Source organism: uncultured Phyllobacterium sp. (genome assembly GCF_902479695.1).
Taxonomy (GTDB): Bacteria; Pseudomonadota; Alphaproteobacteria; order Rhizobiales; family Rhizobiaceae; genus Phyllobacterium; species Phyllobacterium calauticae.
Genome location: NZ_CABSQF010000004.1, coordinates 59,171 through 76,437, shown reverse-complemented (window position 1 = coordinate 76,437; position 17,267 = coordinate 59,171). Strand labels below are relative to the sequence as shown.

Below are 17,267 nucleotides of genomic sequence, written 5' to 3'. Positions count from 1 at the left end.
GACTCACCACATGATGGGCAACATTCAATAACCGATAAGGAAAAGCCGATGGCTACCGTCAAGATCGACACCAGCAATTTCCAGTCCGATGTACTTCAGGCAGGTCAGCCTGTTGTTGTTGATTTCTGGGCCGAGTGGTGCGGCCCCTGCAAGATGATCGCCCCTGCCCTTGAAGAAATCGCTTCGGAAATGGCTGGTAAGGTCACGATTGCCAAAGTCAACATCGACGAGAATCCGGAACTTGCAGCCCAGTTCGGCGTGCGTTCCATTCCGACATTGCTGATGTTCAAGGATGGCGAACTGGCTGCCAATCTGGTTGGCGCTGCTCCCAAGAGCAAGCTCAGCGACTGGATCCGTAATTCAGCCGCATAAGCCGAAGTCATAGACATTCATCAAACCCGGCATTCGTGCCGGGTTTTTTATTGCGGCGGGGTGCCGTTTTCGGCCAGAACGTCGCCGGCGAGATACAGCGAGCCGCCGATGAGTATGCGGGGTGCGGGCTCGGACTTGTCCCAGCTGTCCCGCAATATTTTCAGCGCATTCTCGACGGAATGCACCGGCTCTGCGGAAAGGCCGGCATCGCCGGCGGCAATCGCCAGCTGTTCATGCGGAATACCGGAATCGCTGGAGCGGATCGGCACCGTATAGACATGCCGCGCCATGCCGGTGAAGGCTTCGAAATAGCCGATGGGGTCTTTCGTGTTGATCATTCCGGTGATCAGGAAAAGCGGCCGCGGGCTGCGGTCTTCCAGCGATGCGATCGCCTCGGCGATCACCAGGCCTGCACCGGGGTTGTGGCCGCCATCGAGCCATATTTCCGAACCGGGTACTGCCAGTTCGACCAGCTTGCCCTTGATCAGGCGCTGCATGCGGGCGGGCCATTCGACGGTTGTCATGGCCGTTTCGATGGCATAATCCGGCAGCGTGAAACCCGCCGTCTTCACCGCCTGGATGGCGGCTGCGGCATTGGACAATTGATGCCGGCCGAGCAAGGCCGGCAAGGGCAGGTCGAGGAGGCCCGTATTGTCCTGGTAGATCATCCGGCCGCGTTCTTCGAAGGCAAGAAAATCCTGGCCGTAGACGGCAAAGGGGCAATCCCGCCGCTCGGCCGTTTCGATCAGCACCATGCGTGCCGCTTCTTCTTCCTGCGCACCGATGACAACCGGACAGCCCGGCTTGATGATGCCGGCTTTCTCCGCCGCGATCAGCTCGACCCGGTCGCCGAGATAGGGCTGGTGATCGAGTGAGATCGGCATGATGACGCTGACCGCAGGCTCCGGAATGACGTTCGTGGCGTCGAAACGGCCGCCAAGCCCGACTTCAAGGATCACGGCATCGGCCGGATGTTCGGAAAACAGGACGAAGGTGACGGCGGTCAGTATCTCGAAAACGGTGATGGCCTGACCGGCATTGGCTTCCTCGACCCGGGTGAGGGCGTCGGCAAAGGTTTCATCGTCGACCAGCTTGCCGCCACCCGGTGCACCCAGTCTGTAGCGTTCATACCAGTGAACGAGATGCGGCGAGGTGTGCACGTGCACCGTATAACCGGCAGCTTCCAAAAGTGCCCTGGAGAAAGCAACGCACGACCCCTTGCCATTGGTGCCCGCCACATGGATGACGGGAGGCATTTTCAGGTGCGGATTGCCCAAGGCATCGAGAAGACGCGTGACACGCCCCAGCGACAGGTCAAAACCCTTCGGGTGAAGCCCGAGCAAGCGCTCGATAATCGCCTCAGCCTTCGACGACACAGACAAAGCCAACGGCAAAGGCCTCCAGAACCATCACGTGAATCAAGCTTCGGCTTCAATCGTTGCCGGCAGCGCCGCGCCATTCGGTTTGGCAACGGGAACCTCGGTTGCCTTTTCACCCATGAGCATCTTCAAAAGACGCGCAATGGTGGCTTTGAGTTCGGTGCGCGGCACGACCATGTCGACCATGCCATGGGCTTTCAGGTATTCGGCGGTCTGGAAGCCTTCCGGCAGCTTTTCCCGGATGGTCTGCTCGATGACGCGTTGTCCGGCAAAGCCGATCAGCGCGCCCGGCTCGGCAATATGGATGTCGCCCAGCATGGCGTAGGAGGCGGTGACGCCGCCCGTGGTCGGGTTGGTGAGGACCACGATATAGGGCAGGCCTGCTTCCTTCAGCATTTCCACCGCAACGGTGGTGCGCGGCAGCTGCATCAGCGAAAGAATGCCTTCCTGCATGCGGGCGCCGCCGGAGGCAGCGAACAGAACGAGCGGCCGCTTCTGGGCGATTGCCGTTTCAAACGCCTTGATGATGGCTTCGCCTGCCGCCATGCCCAGCGATCCGCCGATGAAGCTGAAATCCTGAACCGTTGCCACAATCGGCAGGCCTTCGATGGTACCCAGCGCGTTGATGATCGTGTCTTCGACGCCGGACTTGGCGCGATGTTCCTTCAGGCGGTCGATATAGCGCTTTTCGTCACGGAACTTCAGCGGATCTGTGACCACTTTCGGCTGTTCCAGCAATTCGTAGGCGCCATCATCGAAAAAGTAGCGCAGGCGGTCCTTGGCACGAATGCGCATGTGGTGGCCGGAAGACGGCACGACCCACTGGTTCTTTTCCAGATCCGTATGGAAGACCATCTCGCCCGAAACCGGATCCTTGATCCAAAGGTTTTCGGGCATTTCGCGGCGACCAAGCATCGAATTGATCTTCGGCCGGACGTAATTTGTGATCCAGTTCATGATCGGTCCTGTTCTCTCGTCGGTATTGTGATTTAGGGCTTCTATTCCGCCGCTGCAAGGCGCACGGCGCGCACGCCGCTGGAAAGTCCCTGCACCATCGTGGCGACGGCTTCGGCCGGATCGGCCACGAGCGAGCCATCCGGACGGATTGTATTGGCAACGGCATTGACGATTGCGGTGCCAACGACAACGCCATCCGCCGCGGTGCCGATCACCTTGGCCTGCTCGGCGGTCTTGACGCCGAAACCGACCACAACCGGCAGGTCCGTATGCTGCTTGATGCGCTTGACCGCATCCGCCACCCTGCTCGTATCGGGCAGGGCAGAACCGGTGATGCCGTTCATCGAGACGTAGTAGACAAAGCCGGATGTGTTCTGCAGCACCTTGGGAAGACGCTTCTCATCCGTCGTCGGTGTGGCCAGCCGGATGAAGTTGATGCCGGCCTTGATGGCGGGAATGCACAGTTCCGCATCCATTTCCGGCGGCAGGTCGACGATGATCAGGCCATCGATACCGGAGGCCACGGCATCCCTGAGGAAGCGGTCGACACCATAGATATAGATCGGATTGTAGTACCCCATCAGCACGATCGGCGTGGTGTTGTCGCTCTCGCGGAAGCTCGCGGCAAGTGCGAGCGTCTTTGTCAGCGACATGCCCTTTTTCAGGGCACGCAGGCCAGCTGCCTGAATTGCCGGGCCGTCGGCCATCGGATCGGAAAAGGGAACGCCGAGCTCGATGATATCCGAACCGGAACCGGGCAGTGCCTTCATGATCTTCAGCGAGGTCTCATAATCCGGATCGCCGCCCATGAAATAGGTCACGAGTGCCGGACGCCCCTCCGCCTTCAACGCGGCAAATTTTCTGTCGATACGGGTCGCCATGCTTAAATCTCCATACCCATGAGTTTGCCCACCGTATGCACATCCTTGTCGCCGCGACCCGACAGGTTGACGATCATGATCTTGTCCTGCGCCATTTCAGGCGCGATTTTCACCGCCTGGGCAATGGCGTGGGCCGATTCAAGCGCGGGAATGATGCCTTCGACGCGTGTTGTCAGCTGGAATGCATCGAGAGCCTCGTCATCGAGGATCGGCACATAGGAAACCCGGCCGGTATCGCGCAGCCAGGAATGTTCCGGCCCGACGCCCGGATAATCGAGACCGGCGGAAACCGAATGACCGTCGAGAATCTGGCCGTCCTTGTTCTGCAGCAGATAGGTGCGGTTGCCGTGCAGCACGCCCGGGCTGCCGGCACTCATGGAGGCGCAATGCTCCTCGCCGTCGAGGCCGCGGCCGCCGGCTTCAACGCCGATGATTTCGACGCTCTTGTCGTCAAGGAAGGGATGGAACAGGCCGATGGCGTTGGAACCGCCGCCGACGGCCGCAATGATCGTATCGGGCAGGCGGCCTTCACGCTCGAGGATCTGCGCGCGTGCTTCCTCGCCGATCACCGACTGGAAATCGCGCACCAGTTCCGGATAGGGATGCGGGCCTGCAGCGGTGCCGATGAGGTAGTAGGTGTCATCGACATTCGAGACCCAGTCGCGCAGCGCCTCGTTCATCGCATCCTTCAACGTGCCGTGGCCGGAGGCGACGGGCTTCACTTCAGCCCCCAGCAGCTTCATGCGGAAAACATTGGGTGCCTGCCGTTCGACGTCGGTGGCGCCCATATAGACGACGCAGGGAAAACCAAACCGGGCCGAGACCGTCGCTGAGGCAACGCCGTGCTGGCCGGCACCGGTTTCTGCGATGATGCGGGTCTTGCCCATGCGCTTGGCAAGCAGGATCTGGCCAAGGCAATTGTTGATCTTGTGACTGCCGGTATGGTTGAGGTCTTCGCGCTTGAAGTAGATTTTCGCGCCGCCATCAAGACCCTTGTCCTTGGCCAGCTGGCGGACATGCCTGGTCAAACCTTCGGCATAGTAGAGTTTTGACGGGCGCCCGGCGTAGTTGGTGGACAATTCACGCAGCTCGGCCTTGAAGGCCGGATCATTCTTGGCGTCGTCATAGGCCTGCTGCAATTCAAGGATCAGCGGCATCAGGGTTTCAGCAACGAAACGCCCGCCGAAAATACCGAACATGCCCTCTTCGTCAGGACCTGTCTTGAATGAATTGGGTTCAACCGCCTTGTCCACCGTTCCGCTCCGTTTGTTCAGGCCACGTCAGCGCTTTTGGCGGCGCGCGCAACCCGGAAAAATTCTCTGATCAGGCTAACATCTTTTACACCCGGCGCGGACTCGACGCCGGACGAAATATCGATACCGCGCGCATTCGTCGCTTCCAGCGCCTCGGCAATATTACCGGCGTTGAGGCCCCCGGAAAGCATGTAATTGACCGAGGCGTCAAGGCCGCCGAGGATTTGCCAGTCGAAAGACACGCCATTTCCTCCCGGAAGGTCCGATCCCTTGGGTGGTTTGGCATCGAAGAGAAAGCCGTCGGCAATGCCGATATAGGGGGCAATCGCGTCAAGATCGCGGCGTTCGCGCAGCGCCAGGGCTTTGATGACAGGCAATCCGTAGCGCTGCTTCACGGCGCTGACACGGGCCGGACTTTCGTCGCCATGCAGCTGCAGCGTGTCGGGCTGCATCTCGGCAACAATCGCATCAAGCGTTGCGTCGTCTGCATTTACAGTGACAGCAACGGCCTTCGCCCGACCGACTGCGGCGCGGCGCAGGCGGCCGGCGGTCTGCGCATCGACATTGCGCGGGCTTTTGGGGAAAAAGATAAAACCGATATGCGACGCGCCTTCATCCAGCGCTGCCGCAACGGCTTCGTCGGTCTTTAATCCGCATATTTTGATATCAAGGCTCATAACCGGTGCCAGTGCCACGAAAACGCGCAAGAGTCGAGGATTTTGCGCGGTTTATCCTTCGATACTAAAGGTGGTGGTCATAGCCCGCTTTGACAAGGAAATCGAACGCATCTGCGACAGCCGGAGGGACCGATTGCGCAATCTGAAAGCCTTTGGCCGGATAGTCGACGATGCGCTTGACGTCGCCAACCATCTCATGGATCAGCCGGTCGAGCGGATAGGTCGTGAGCGGTTGATCCTGAAAGCTGTGCAATGGTGCCGTCACCGCGGCGTTTATCTCCGGCCATTGCGCGCGCACCGTCGCGAAGGCCCGGCGCTGCGTCTGCGGTTTGGTGACGATGATGGCGCGCTTGACCGTATCACCAGCCATTTCCCGCGCAAACCGGATATTCTCGCCGATATTGGTCGCGTTCGGTTCAATCAGAATCGCGTCGGCCGGGACGCCAGCGCCAATGGCGCGCGCGGCAAATGCTTCCGCCTCGCTTGTTGTGTAGAGGTGGTTGGTCCAGTTGCCGGCCTTGCCGGTAAACAGGATTTTGGCGGCCAGCCCCTGATGCCACAGGTCGGCGCAACGGTCGGCCACGCGCAGGTCGTAGCTGCCGAGGCCGATGATCAGATCGGCCGGGCTCAGCGGGTCATAGACGAGATGGAAATTCCAGAGGATTCGGGCTGCCGCTTCTATGGCAGGCGTGACTGGTTCCGGCATCAGCTGAAATCAATCGCCTGAAGGGCGCTGCCGTTGCGTTTCAACCAGGCTTTGCAGCGTTCCGTGTCGGGGCAGAGCTCGCCGCAAAGTTTCCAGAATTTTGGTCCGTGGTTCATCTCTTTCAGATGGGCAACTTCATGCGCCACGAGATAGTCGATGATCGGTGGCGGCGCCATCATGATGCGCCAGGAAAAGGCGAGGGTGCCGTCCGAGGTGCAGGAGCCCCAGCGGCTTTTGGTATCCTTGAGGCGGATAATCTTGGCCCGCCGTCCGACCGTTGCGGTGTGCCGCGCCACCAGCATGTCCAGATCATGCCGTGCTTCCCGCTTGAGGAAGTCACCGACCCGGCGCGCCAGATGCGGCCGGTCGCCATGGACGATCAGTCGCGGGCCCTCCGCGCCGTTTTCCTGCCGCACGGTTCCGCGCTTGTCGGGTTCATGCACGATGAGATGCGGGACGCCGCGGATCGGAATCTTGACCCCGGGCCGCACTTTGGGCTGGTCCGGCATCTTGGCAATGCGGGTCTCGATCCAGCCCTCGTGACGCGCCAGGAATTTGTCGACTTCGCGCGCTGGCATCCCCGGCGGCACGGTGATCCGCAAACCCTTGCCGCCCGCATCGATACGCAGGGTGAGACGCGTCGCACGCGGGTTTTCCATCACGCGCAACGGCAGGACACGGCCCGCAACCTCGTAGCTCCGCTCGGCTTTCAGCGTCGCGGATTTTTTCGGCGGGCTTCGGAACAGCGAAAGGATCATGGGCGGGACTTTAATTGATTCGGGTGAAAGCCGTGAGACAAAACAGAGGCGGCGCCGGATCGCTCCGACGCCGCTTCGCTGGGGAAATGCGGACAGGACTGGAGGGAACCGTCCGCAGGATGGTGTTATTCCTCTTCGGCGTCGTTGACGCCCGAAGACGGCTTTTTTGCCGCGGCATTGCGTTCAGCCATGAAGCGGTCAAACTCTTCCCGGTCCTTGGCACGGCGCAGTTCATGCGCGTAGTCCTCGAACGCGGCGCGCATCTCTTCGAGCTTGCGGCGTTCCTCGGCCAGGCGCTCCAGTTCCTTTTCGCGCCATTCGTCGAAGGCGACATTGCCTGTGCCGAACGAACCGCGTCCGAAGGACGGACCTTTGCCGCGACGGAATGCGCCGCAGAAGCCATCGGTAGCGCGGCTGACGTCGCGCTTGAAACCATCCAGCCGGTTACCCCAAAGGATGTAAGCGAGCATGGCGAAACCAAGCGGCCAGAACAGCATGAAACCAATAACCATCAGGGCGATGGTTGCTGGGGTCCAGCCCGGCCGGATCAAAGCAGCATTGTTCATAAAAGCTCTTCCTTCTCACGAAAGCCCGACCCGCACATGACCCCAAAAACCGGAATGGTTTTTGGACAAGGATCATCTGCCAATCCAAAAGTTATACTGCGTCCTTTATGCGCCCTGAAGGGCGCACGGCGCAGTATTGGTCGATTGATTACGACATGGGAGACGGATTGCGGCTTTTCAAGAAATGCCGGGCTCGAATGCGGTAAGGGTTTGGAATCAGATATGTTTCTTTGCGTGATCGAAGGCAACGACAAGCAGGCCCGCCACCAGCGCCCAGAAGGCAGCGCCGATTCCGGCAATGGAAATGCCCGATGCGGTCACGGCAAAGGTGACGACGGCGGCAAGCCGCTCGGTCTCATTCTTCAACGCAATCGTCAACGCATTGGCAAAGGCGCCGATCAGGGCGAGACCGGCGACCAGTGCGATCAGGGGTGCCGGCAGAACGGCAAACAGCGCCACCAGCGAGGCCCCGAAGATGGCCAGTATCAGGTAGGACAGCGCGTAGAACGGCCCGGTCAGCCAGCGCTGCGCCGGATCCGGATGGGCATCCGGCCCGGTGCAGATCGCCGCTGAGATGGCGGCCATGTTGCTCGTATGTGCGCCGAAGGGGGCCGTCAGCAGCGAAAGGAGCCCTGTTACCTGCAATGCCGCCGCCGTCGGCGGCTCGTAACCGGCGGCACGAAGCACGGCAAAACCGGGCAGATTCTGCGACGCCATGGTGACGAGGTAAAGCGGCAGCGCAATACCGATGATCGCCCGTGTGTCGAAGACCGGCATGATGAGGGTGAGTGTGGAGAGGCTGATATCCGGTACACTGGCAACACGGCCGCTGAGGAAGGCGAAGAGAATGCCGCCGAACAGCACGGCGAGGACTGCCATGGCCGGATTGAACAGGCGGATGACGAAGAAGAGAAGCACCAATGGCAGGACGAAGAGCGGATCGACGGGGATTGTTCGCGCCGCGCCGATGAGGAAGGCGAACAGGACGCCCGCCAGCATGCCGGAGGCAATCGATGCCGGGATTTTGGAAACCAGGCCGGAAACCGGCTTGACCAGTCCTGTGATGATGATGGCGATGGCCGTGACGATGAAGGCGCCGACACCCTGCTGCATGGTAAAGCCCGTGCTGGCCCCGATCAGGGCCAGTCCCGGCGTCGACCATGCCGTGATGATTGGCATTTTGTAACGCCAGCTGAGAAAACCCGTGGCAATGAACATGGCAAGGCAAAGCGCCGTCACCCAGCTTGCCGTCTGCGCCTGTGTCGCGCCAAGCGCCTGTGCCGCCGCGATGATCAGCGCGAGCGTGCCGCCAAACCCGACAATGGCGGCAACGACGGCAGAAGCAATCACGGAGGAGCGCATGGGACGAAACCTGTTGGGAGGATTTACAGAATGGGCAGGCGGATTTTCGAGCGGTCAACCATCGAAGCCACGGTGCGGGTGAGAAGCTCCAGATCCTGCGGGCGTGACAGGCGGTGATCGCCATCGCGCACCAGCGTAATCGTCACGTCGTCAACCGGCAAGTGATCAACCAGCCGCAGGGCATGGGTGTAGGGAACATCCCTGTCCTCCATCCCCTGCAGGATGTGCACGGGGCAGCCGGTCCGGATCACCCCCTTGAGCACCTGATTGGCTCTGCCATCGTCCAGCAGCGCCTTGGTGTAGATATAGGGTTCGGGAGCGTATTCGGATGGTTCTTCCATATAACCCCGCTCGGCAAGCTGGCGGCGCTGGTCCGGCGTCAATTGGGGTTCGACCAGCTCGGACGTGAAGTCCGGTGCGGGCGCAATCAGGACCAGCCCGGCAACGCGGCTGTGTTCACCGGCCTTTTGCAGTTCTTCGATCATGCGCAGGGCGATCCACCCGCCCATGGATGAACCGACGAGGATTTGCGGCCCCGACGAAAACTTTTTGAAGACCGCAAGGCTCTGTTCGAGCCAGAGCGAAATCGTGCCGTCTCGAAACGCACCGCCCGACTCGCCGTGGGCGGAGTAATCGTGGCGCAGGAATGCATGGCCGTTGGCTTCAGCCCATCGATCCAGCCATTCCGCCTTGCTGCCGAGCATGTCCGAACGGTAACCGCCGAGCCAGACGATGCCGGGCTCAGCGCCCTCGCGGTAGCGCACGGCGATCTCGATGTCGTTGAGGGTGAGGAATACCGGCGGGTGAGCCGTCATGTGTCAGTCTCCAGGATGTGCCGCTTGCTTTTGCCATGCAAAATTCGATGATGAAACCCATTCAACTGGAAACCACATTGTATAGAATGCGAATATTCCTATATCTGAACCAGATGATTTATCCGTGAAAAGATGTTATTGAGCTAACCGCTGCAGACAAAGCATTGCAGGCGGGCCCTGACGGTGCTATTTGCGGGACCGAAATAATTCAAGGAGACTACTGCCATTCGCCGACCCTTTAGAGCACAGGTGGTCCAGAAAGATGGACCGCGTTCCAACCGCGATATCCGGGTACCCCAGGTACAGCTCATCGATGCCGAAGGTGAAAACCACGGTATCGTCACGATTCAGGCCGCGCTGGCCATGGCCGATGAGGCCGGACTCGATCTCGTCGAGATCGTGCCGAATGCCGAGCCGCCGGTGTGCAAGATTGTTGACCTCGGGAAACTGAAGTACCAGGGACAGAAGAAGGCTGCCGAGGCGCGCAAGAAGCAGAAAACAGTCGAAATCAAAGAAATCAAGATGCGACCGAACATCGACACGCATGATTATGATGTGAAGATGAAGGCTATCAAGCGATTCTTCGACGAAGGTGACAAGGTCAAGGTGACATTGCGTTTCCGTGGTCGCGAAATGGCGCACCAGGAACTCGGAATGCGGCTGCTTGACCGGGTCAAGGAAGATACGGTCGATATTTCCAAAGTTGAGGCCGAGCCAAGATTGGAAGGCCGCCAGATGATGATGGTGCTGGCGCCACGCTAAAGCTGAACGACAGTTTGAGACCAAGGCCGCCTTCGGGCGGCTTTTGTCTTGAACGATCCGGATTTAAGGGCTGACATGGCGCTCACATCTCCAAAGGACATGGCCCGGTTTCAGCGGCGCCGCCGAATTGTGCTGGCAGTCGTCATTTTTCTGATTCTCGGCGCTTTGTTGACTGTTCGCTCCGCCTGGGCCGATAACTGGACCCACGAATATATCGAGGATTTCGGCATCGGTGTGATTGTTCTGGCAATCCTTGGCCGCATGTGGTGCACGCTCTACATCGGCGGGCGCAAGAGTTCCGAAATCGTCCATCTGGGGCCTTATTCGATGAGCCGCAACCCGCTTTACGTGTTCAGCACCGTGGGGGCTTTCGGTATTGGCATGATGACGGGCAGCCTGACCGTCGCCCTGATACTGGCGGTGCTTTGCTATATCGCCTTCCATTTTGTCATTATCGCCGAGGAAGGTTATCTGGAGACCGTTTTCGGCGAGACATACCTTGCCTATAAACGCGAAGTACCGCGGTTCTTCCCCAATCTCAGGCTGTACCGGGAATCGGATGTTCTGAGCGTCAAGTCTTCGATGCTGTACAAGACGCTGGCGGACGGGCTGGTCTTTTTCATTTCCTACCCCCTGCTTGAGTTTGCCGAATATCTGCAATCGGTCAATATTCTGCCCGTCTTCTTTCGGTTTTACTGATTTTTTGCGGAATCGAAGACGATTCAGCAGTTGCGCTTTTTCCGGCTTCTGGGTATAAGGCCGCGTTCAAACCGCCCGGCAGGGCATGCCGTGGCGGTTTTGCATGCTTTCAGACTTTGGTCGGTCTGAAGTGAAATCAGAAGGGTTCAGGCTCCATCGGAGTGACGGGAACCCTAGAAATAGGAGTAGCAAAATGCCCAAAATGAAGACCAAATCGGCCGCCAAGAAACGGTTCAAAATCACTGGGACTGGCAAGATTAAAGCCGCCGCCGCTGGCAAACGCCATGGCATGATCAAACGTTCGAACAAATTCATTCGTGACGCACGTGGCACAATGGTTCTCGCCGATGCCGATGCGAAAATCGTGAAGAAGTTCTTGCCCAACGGCCTTTAAGCCGACAGCGACGTTTTAAGGAGATCATATCATGGCACGTGTCAAACGGGGCGTTACGTCCCACGCCAAGCATAAAAAAGTTCTGAAGCAGGCTGAGGGTTTCCGCGGCCGCCGCAAGAATACCATCAAGACTGCAAAGGCTGCCGTCGATCGTTCGAAGCAGTACGCCTACCGCGACCGCAAGAACAAGAAGCGCACGTTCCGCGCGCTCTGGACTCAGCGTATCAATGCTGCCGTGCGTGAGCATGGCCTGACATACAGCCGTTTCATCGACGGTCTGAGCAAGTCCGGTATCGAGGTTGACCGCAAGGTTCTGTCGGATCTCGCGATCCACGAGCCAGCAGCATTCGGTGCACTCGTGGCTTCCGCCAAGAAGGCACTGGAATACCTGAAGAACACCACACCGAATGCTTTTGAAGGCGCTGTCCACTAAGCCAGCCGCCGCTCCCAAAGCACATTCGGAATTATAGACTTGGGAAACCCGCGCTGGCTCGGCTGGCGCGGGTTTTTCAATTTTCTGCATTGAATTGATCGCATAATCGCTCAAGACGCGAAACAGGTGAGAAGCATGGACGATCTGGTACAACTGGAAAGCGCGCTGGTCGCGCAGATTGAGGCAGCGAATGACGAAGCGGCCATCGAGGCTGTCCGTGTTGCTGCGCTTGGCAAAAAGGGCTCGATTTCGGAAAAGCTGAAATCGCTGGGGTCCATGTTGCCGGAAGAGCGCCAGACGCAGGGACCGGCCATCAACGGTCTGAAGAACCGCGTCACCGATGCGCTGGCCAGCCGCAAAAGCACGCTGAAGGATGCGGCGATTGCCGAGCGCCTCGAAAAGGAAAAGCTGGATGTCACTTTGCCCGTGCGCACCGCGCCGGCCGAGCGCGGGCGCATCCATCCGATCAGTCAGGTCGTTGATGAAATCACGGCGATTTTCGCCGATATGGGTTTTTCAATTGCCGAAGGCCCGGACGTCGAGACCGATTATTACAATTTCACGGCGCTGAATTTTCCCGAAGGCCACCCGGCGCGGGAGATGCACGACACGTTTTTCTTCAATCCGGATGAGAATGGCGAGCGCAAGCTCCTGCGCACCCATACGAGCCCGGTGCAGATCCGCACCATGGAAAAGCAGAAGCCGCCGATCCGCATCGTCATCCCCGGCAAGACCTACCGCATGGATTCCGATGCCACCCACTCGCCGATGTTCCATCAGGTCGAGGGGCTGGTCATCGACAAGACGGCCAATGTCGCCAACATGAAGTGGGTGCTGGAAGAATTCTGCAAAGCGTTCTTCGAGGTACCGTCCCTGCAGATGCGCTTCCGCCCGTCCTTCTTCCCGTTCACCGAGCCGTCGCTGGAAGTCGATATCCAGTGCGACCGGTCGGGCAACGAGGTCAAGTTCGGCCAGGGCACGGACTGGATGGAAATCCTCGGCTGCGGCATGGTTCACCCGAATGTCCTGCGCCATGGCGGGCTTGATCCCGACGAGTATCAGGGCTTTGCCTGGGGCATGGGCATCGATCGCATCGCCATGCTCAAATATGGCATGCCGGACCTGCGCGACTTCTTCGATGCCGATGTGCGCTGGTTGCAGCATTACGGCTTCCGCCCGCTCGACATGCCGACCCTGTTTGGCGGCCTGAGCGCATGATCGGGTACGGCTTTTCGCCTGACATGGAACTTTTATGCGAGCGGTTTCGCCTTGTCGAAACCCTCAAACGCTGAAATCGAGAAACGAGTGAAATCATGAAATTCACCCTCTCCTGGCTCAAAGATCATCTCAAGACCGAGGCTTCGCTCGGCGAGATCGTCGATACCTTGACCATGATCGGTCTTGAAGTGGAATCGCTGGATGACAAGGCGGCACTGAAGCCCTTTGTCATCGCCAGGGTGCTGACTGCTTCGCGCCATCCGGATGCGGACAAGCTGCAGGTGCTCACCGTCGATACCGGCGACGGCAAGCCGTTGCAGGTCGTCTGCGGTGCCCCCAATGCCCGTGCCGGTCTGATCGGCGCGTTCGCAGCGCCGGGTGCCTACGTCCCCGGTATTGATGTTACCCTTTCGGTCGGCAAGATTCGCGGCGTCGAAAGCCACGGCATGATGTGCTCCGAGCGCGAGCTGCAGATGTCGGACGAGCACAACGGCATTATCGATCTGCCGGCTGACGCCCCTGTCGGCACCAGTTTTGCGGCCTATGCCGGGCTGGATGACCCGGTCATCGAGATCAACCTGACACCGAACCGTCCCGACTGCACCAGCATTTACGGCGTTGCCCGGGATCTGGCCGCCGCCGGGCTCGGCGCGCTGAAAAGCAATGCCGTCGAGCCGGTGAAAGGCGCGGGTAGCCCGTCCGTCAGCGTGTCGCTGGATTTCGGCGACCGCGCGCCGATGTGTGAAGGTTTCGCCCTGCGCACGGTCAAGGGCGTGAAGAACGGACCAAGTCCGAAATGGCTGCAGCAGCGCCTGATGGCCATCGGCCTGCGTCCGATCAATGCGCTGGTCGATATCACCAACTACATGACGTTCGATCGCGGCCGTCCGCTGCATGTGTTCGACGCCGACAAGGTCAAGGGCAACCTCACCGTGCGCTGGGCGCGGGAAGGCGAGACGATCCTTGGTCTCAATGGCAAGGAATACACGCTGAACCCTGAAATCGGCGTGATTGCCGACGCGGACGGTGTCGAGTCGCTTGCCGGTGTCCTTGGCGGTGAACATTCCGGCTGCGATGAGAACACGACGAATGTCGTTGTTGAGTCCGCCCTTTGGGATGCCATGACCATTGCGCGCACCGGCCGCAATCTCGGTATTATCACCGATGCGCGTTACCGGTTCGAGCGCGGTGTCGATCCGGAATTCATGGTGCCGGGCCTCGAGCTTGCCACCCATATGATCCTTGACCTGTGCGGGGGTGCGCCTTCCGAAACCCAGGTCGTCGGCTATAAGGGCCACACGCCGAAGTCGGTGACATTCCCGGCAGCGGAGGTCAAACGCCTCACCGGTATCGATGTGCCGGTCAAGACAAGCCTCGACATTCTCAGCCGTCTCGGCTTCCAGCCGCAAGGCACGGGCGACGTGGTGGATGTGCTGGTTCCGTCCTGGCGTCCGGATGTCGACGGCAAGGCCGATCTGGTGGAAGAAGTCATGCGTATCCATGGCGTCAACCGTATCGATCCGCAGCCGCTGCAAAGCCATGCGGCGGTCAACGGCAAGATCCTGACCACCCTGCAGATCCGCACCCGCAACGCCAAGCGGGCGCTGGCCTCGCGCGGGATGATGGAAGCCGTCACCTGGTCGTTCATTTCGGAAGAACAGGCAAAACTGTTCGGCGGCGGCCAGCCGTCGCTCAAGCTCGCCAATCCGATTGCCGCCGATATGTCGGATATGCGCCCTTCGCTCTTGCCAAGCCTGCTGGCTGCGGCGCAGCGCAATGCGGATCGTGGCTTCAATGATCTTGCCCTGTTCGAGGTGTCTGGCACCTATGAAGGCAATACGCCGGAAACCCAGCGCCGCGTTGCTGCCGGCGTGCGCCGCGGTACGGCCAAGCTGGACGGTTCCGGCCGCCACTGGGCCGGAAATGCCGCGCCGGTCGGCGTGTTCGATGCCAAGGCTGATGCCCTTGCCGTGCTTGAAGCCTGCGGTGCGCCCGTCGACAAGCTGCAGATCGAGAGTGGCGGTCCGGCCTGGTATCATCCCGGTCGTTCCGGCACGATCAAGCTCGGCCCGAAGGTCATTCTGGGCACATTCGGCGAGTTCCACCCGAAGACGCTGGAAACGCTCGATGTATCGGGGGCGCTGTGCGGGTTCGAAATCTACATCGATGCGATCCCCGAGCCGAAGCAGAAGGCGACACGCACCAAGCCGCCGCTGACACTGTCGGATTTCCAGACCGTACGGCGTGATTTTGCATTCGTCGTCGACAAGGCGGTGGATGCGGCTTCGATCGTTCGTGCGGCGCTGGCCGGCGACAAGAAGCTGATCACGGGCGTTCAGGTGTTCGATCTGTTCGAAGGCCCTTCGCTGGGTGCCGACAAGAAATCCGTTGCCATCGAAGTTGCGATCCAGCCGCAGGAGCGCACGCTCAATGACGAGGATCTCGATGCGCTGACCAGGCGGATTGTTGAGAGTGTTGGCAAGCAGACCGGCGCTGTGTTGCGCGGGTAAAGACCGAACCACGCACAATGGTCATGCAACCAAAAACCCACCAACAAAAAAGGGGCGCTCAGCGCCCCTTTTTATTTGATATAAATCGCAATCCTATTTCTGGATGACTTTCCAGTTCTTGTAGAAGATCGAATTGCTGCCCTTGAGGATCAGGCCCATGAACGAGACGATGGCGGCATAAAGGCCGGGCAGATGGGACGGGCGGAGAATGTCGACGAACAGGCAATAACGCGTCTGGTCGGTCTGGTTGACGGACTGGTGCATCAGCGTGTCATCGAAAATGAACAGCTTGTCGTCCTTCCAGTAGCTCGTCGTGTCGCCGCACCAGATATAGGCCGTGCGGTCGTTCATGTCGTTGATGTTGTAGAGGACACGGATGGTGGCGCGGATCGGGCCAAAATGTTTTGACGTCGAGTTCTTCTTGTTGAACACCGACACGCCGATAGTCTTCACGAAATTATATTTTTCGTAGAAGGACGGCACGCTGACGAAGCTGGGCTGGTCTTTGCCATACCATTTGAAGAAGAACATGCTGCGGGCCTGCTGTTCCGCGCGGGACTGCAGCTTGCCGACCAGGTCTTCCTTCTGCGTCGCGGTGATCAGGCGCTTGACCTCCGCCTGATAGTCGGATGGCAGGTCTTCCAGCTTGTAGACACCCTTGTTGATATAGGGCAGCGACAGGATGTCGAGAACGATGTTCAGCGGTGACAGGATCCAGGTGAACAGGCCGTTGCCCCAGAAATACTGTTCGACCATCTGCAGGTCGATATTCTTGTTGCGCGACAGGTCATAGATGCCGCAGATCAGGTAGAAGATCACGAGATAGGGAACGAAATAGGCAAGAATTGCCAGGAGAACCAAACCGACAGCCCAGCGTCTGATCGACTTTTTTGTTGCTTTTTCCATTGTATTCCAGCTTCAGAAGGCCTGACCATCGATGAGCGAACAGGGGTGGTTTGGCGTGTTAGAACAAATAAATTGCATGCACATTGCAGCGTTGCCCCGGCGGTCTTCGGCCCCGGCAACGGCGTGAAATAGGCCTCACACCGTACCGTCTGTCAAGCGCGAGGCTCTATAATCTGAATTCTGGTGTCAACAAAAGCCGGGCGCTAGATCGCTTTTGCCGCTCCCATCGTTTTGAGCCCCCGCCATTCGATCAGGGCAAAGCAGGCAACCACGGCCGTGACGGCCAGACTGGCGGCGATGCCGAGGGTGGTAAAGGCGGATGGCATCCCCACAAGAATCGCCGGAACGCCTATGACCCACGCGAGGTCGGCGATGAAAACGAAACCGACCAATGGTTTTGATTGGGCTTTCCATCGGGCGATCAGGGCGACATCGGCGGCAAACAGCACGAGCGCGATACCCAGTGCTGCGATCAGCCAGACCGGCGCGCCGGGGATGAGATATTCTGCCGCCAGTTCGGCAAACAGTGCAAGGCCGAGCCCGGTGATGCCGGTGAGGACTGCGTTGATCGTCAACCCGTCTTTCAAGGTGATTTTGGTCATGTCATTCTCCTTCGTTG

Annotated in this window: 19 protein-coding genes; 7 read left to right on the top strand and 12 right to left on the bottom strand. The window is 59.3% G+C overall.

The window, feature by feature from the left end; all coding sequences use genetic code 11:
- Positions 1 to 48: 48 nt before the first annotated feature.
- Positions 49 to 372 carry a thioredoxin gene (gene trxA, locus RDL77_RS03935; protein WP_105734109.1) on the top strand — a complete coding sequence of 108 codons (324 nt, stop codon included), beginning with the start codon at positions 49 to 51 and terminating at the stop codon, positions 370 to 372.
- A gap of 47 nt (positions 373 to 419) precedes the next feature.
- Here trxA and RDL77_RS03930 read toward each other — a convergent pair whose 3' ends face one another.
- From RDL77_RS03930 to RDL77_RS03885, 10 genes are all read right to left on the bottom strand, one after another.
- Positions 420 to 1,748 carry a folylpolyglutamate synthase/dihydrofolate synthase family protein gene (locus tag RDL77_RS03930; RefSeq protein WP_288191949.1) on the bottom strand — a complete coding sequence of 443 codons (1,329 nt, stop codon included), beginning with the start codon at positions 1,746 to 1,748 and terminating at the stop codon, positions 420 to 422.
- A 42-nt stretch (positions 1,749 to 1,790) separates the two neighbouring features.
- On the bottom strand, positions 1,791 to 2,708 hold the full coding sequence (gene accD, locus RDL77_RS03925) for an acetyl-CoA carboxylase, carboxyltransferase subunit beta (protein WP_223613979.1): 918 nt from the start codon (positions 2,706 to 2,708) through the stop codon (positions 1,791 to 1,793).
- Positions 2,709 to 2,749: 41 nt separating this feature from the next.
- Positions 2,750 to 3,589 carry a tryptophan synthase subunit alpha gene (trpA, locus tag RDL77_RS03920; RefSeq protein ID WP_223613980.1) on the bottom strand — a complete coding sequence of 280 codons (840 nt, stop codon included), beginning with the start codon at positions 3,587 to 3,589 and terminating at the stop codon, positions 2,750 to 2,752.
- Positions 3,590 to 3,591: 2 nt separating this feature from the next.
- Positions 3,592 to 4,788 (bottom strand): tryptophan synthase subunit beta, encoded by a 1,197-nt coding sequence (gene trpB, locus RDL77_RS03915; protein WP_226904695.1) that lies wholly within the window; start codon positions 4,786 to 4,788, stop codon positions 3,592 to 3,594.
- 71 nt (positions 4,789 to 4,859) lie between these two features.
- Positions 4,860 to 5,519, bottom strand: coding sequence for a phosphoribosylanthranilate isomerase (locus tag RDL77_RS03910; RefSeq protein WP_223613982.1), 660 nt, complete (start codon positions 5,517 to 5,519; stop codon positions 4,860 to 4,862).
- Between the two features lie 64 nt (positions 5,520 to 5,583).
- The gene (locus tag RDL77_RS03905) at positions 5,584 to 6,225 is read right to left on the bottom strand and encodes a YdcF family protein (RefSeq protein WP_288191870.1); all 642 of its coding nucleotides are present in this window, start codon (positions 6,223 to 6,225) and stop codon (positions 5,584 to 5,586) included.
- On the bottom strand, positions 6,225 to 6,983 hold the full coding sequence (locus RDL77_RS03900) for a M48 family metallopeptidase (RefSeq protein WP_288191869.1): 759 nt from the start codon (positions 6,981 to 6,983) through the stop codon (positions 6,225 to 6,227). The genes RDL77_RS03905 and RDL77_RS03900 overlap by 1 nt, the downstream gene beginning before the upstream one ends.
- A 125-nt stretch (positions 6,984 to 7,108) precedes the next feature.
- Entirely contained in the window at positions 7,109 to 7,549 is a 441-nt protein-coding gene (locus RDL77_RS03895) for a DUF2852 domain-containing protein (RefSeq protein ID WP_223613985.1), read from the bottom strand.
- Positions 7,550 to 7,765: 216 nt separating this feature from the next.
- Positions 7,766 to 8,911 carry a benzoate/H(+) symporter BenE family transporter gene (locus tag RDL77_RS03890; RefSeq protein ID WP_223613986.1) on the bottom strand — a complete coding sequence of 382 codons (1,146 nt, stop codon included), beginning with the start codon at positions 8,909 to 8,911 and terminating at the stop codon, positions 7,766 to 7,768.
- A 23-nt stretch (positions 8,912 to 8,934) separates the two neighbouring features.
- Positions 8,935 to 9,726 carry a carboxylesterase gene (locus RDL77_RS03885; protein WP_288191868.1) on the bottom strand — a complete coding sequence of 264 codons (792 nt, stop codon included), beginning with the start codon at positions 9,724 to 9,726 and terminating at the stop codon, positions 8,935 to 8,937.
- Between the two features lie 225 nt (positions 9,727 to 9,951).
- Here RDL77_RS03885 and infC point away from each other — a divergent pair, with 225 nt between their 5' ends.
- From infC to pheT, 6 genes are all read left to right on the top strand, one after another.
- A complete protein-coding gene (gene infC / locus RDL77_RS03880; protein ID WP_105734100.1) occupies positions 9,952 to 10,488 on the top strand; it encodes a translation initiation factor IF-3 in 537 nt (178 codons plus the stop codon).
- A gap of 75 nt (positions 10,489 to 10,563) precedes the next feature.
- Entirely contained in the window at positions 10,564 to 11,187 is a 624-nt protein-coding gene (locus RDL77_RS03875; protein WP_223613988.1) for an isoprenylcysteine carboxylmethyltransferase family protein, read from the top strand.
- 193 nt (positions 11,188 to 11,380) lie between these two features.
- Entirely contained in the window at positions 11,381 to 11,581 is a 201-nt protein-coding gene (gene rpmI, locus RDL77_RS03870; protein ID WP_008127399.1) for a 50S ribosomal protein L35, read from the top strand.
- A 31-nt stretch (positions 11,582 to 11,612) separates the two neighbouring features.
- Positions 11,613 to 12,014 (top strand): 50S ribosomal protein L20, encoded by a 402-nt coding sequence (gene rplT, locus RDL77_RS03865; RefSeq protein WP_091879294.1) that lies wholly within the window; start codon positions 11,613 to 11,615, stop codon positions 12,012 to 12,014.
- A 135-nt stretch (positions 12,015 to 12,149) separates the two neighbouring features.
- Complete coding sequence (pheS, locus tag RDL77_RS03860) at positions 12,150 to 13,232, top strand: phenylalanine--tRNA ligase subunit alpha (protein ID WP_288191865.1); 1,083 nt, start codon at positions 12,150 to 12,152, stop codon at positions 13,230 to 13,232.
- Positions 13,233 to 13,327: 95 nt separating this feature from the next.
- Positions 13,328 to 15,742 (top strand): phenylalanine--tRNA ligase subunit beta, encoded by a 2,415-nt coding sequence (pheT, locus tag RDL77_RS03855; protein ID WP_288191864.1) that lies wholly within the window; start codon positions 13,328 to 13,330, stop codon positions 15,740 to 15,742.
- 93 nt (positions 15,743 to 15,835) lie between these two features.
- On the opposite strand, the gene RDL77_RS03850 is transcribed toward pheT, so the two are convergent.
- Both RDL77_RS03850 and RDL77_RS03845 read right to left on the bottom strand, forming a co-directional pair.
- Complete coding sequence (locus RDL77_RS03850; RefSeq protein WP_223613991.1) at positions 15,836 to 16,648, bottom strand: aspartyl/asparaginyl beta-hydroxylase domain-containing protein; 813 nt, start codon at positions 16,646 to 16,648, stop codon at positions 15,836 to 15,838.
- Between the two features lie 203 nt (positions 16,649 to 16,851).
- A complete protein-coding gene (locus RDL77_RS03845; RefSeq protein WP_288191863.1) occupies positions 16,852 to 17,250 on the bottom strand; it encodes a hypothetical protein in 399 nt (132 codons plus the stop codon).
- Positions 17,251 to 17,267: the final 17 nt, after the last annotated feature.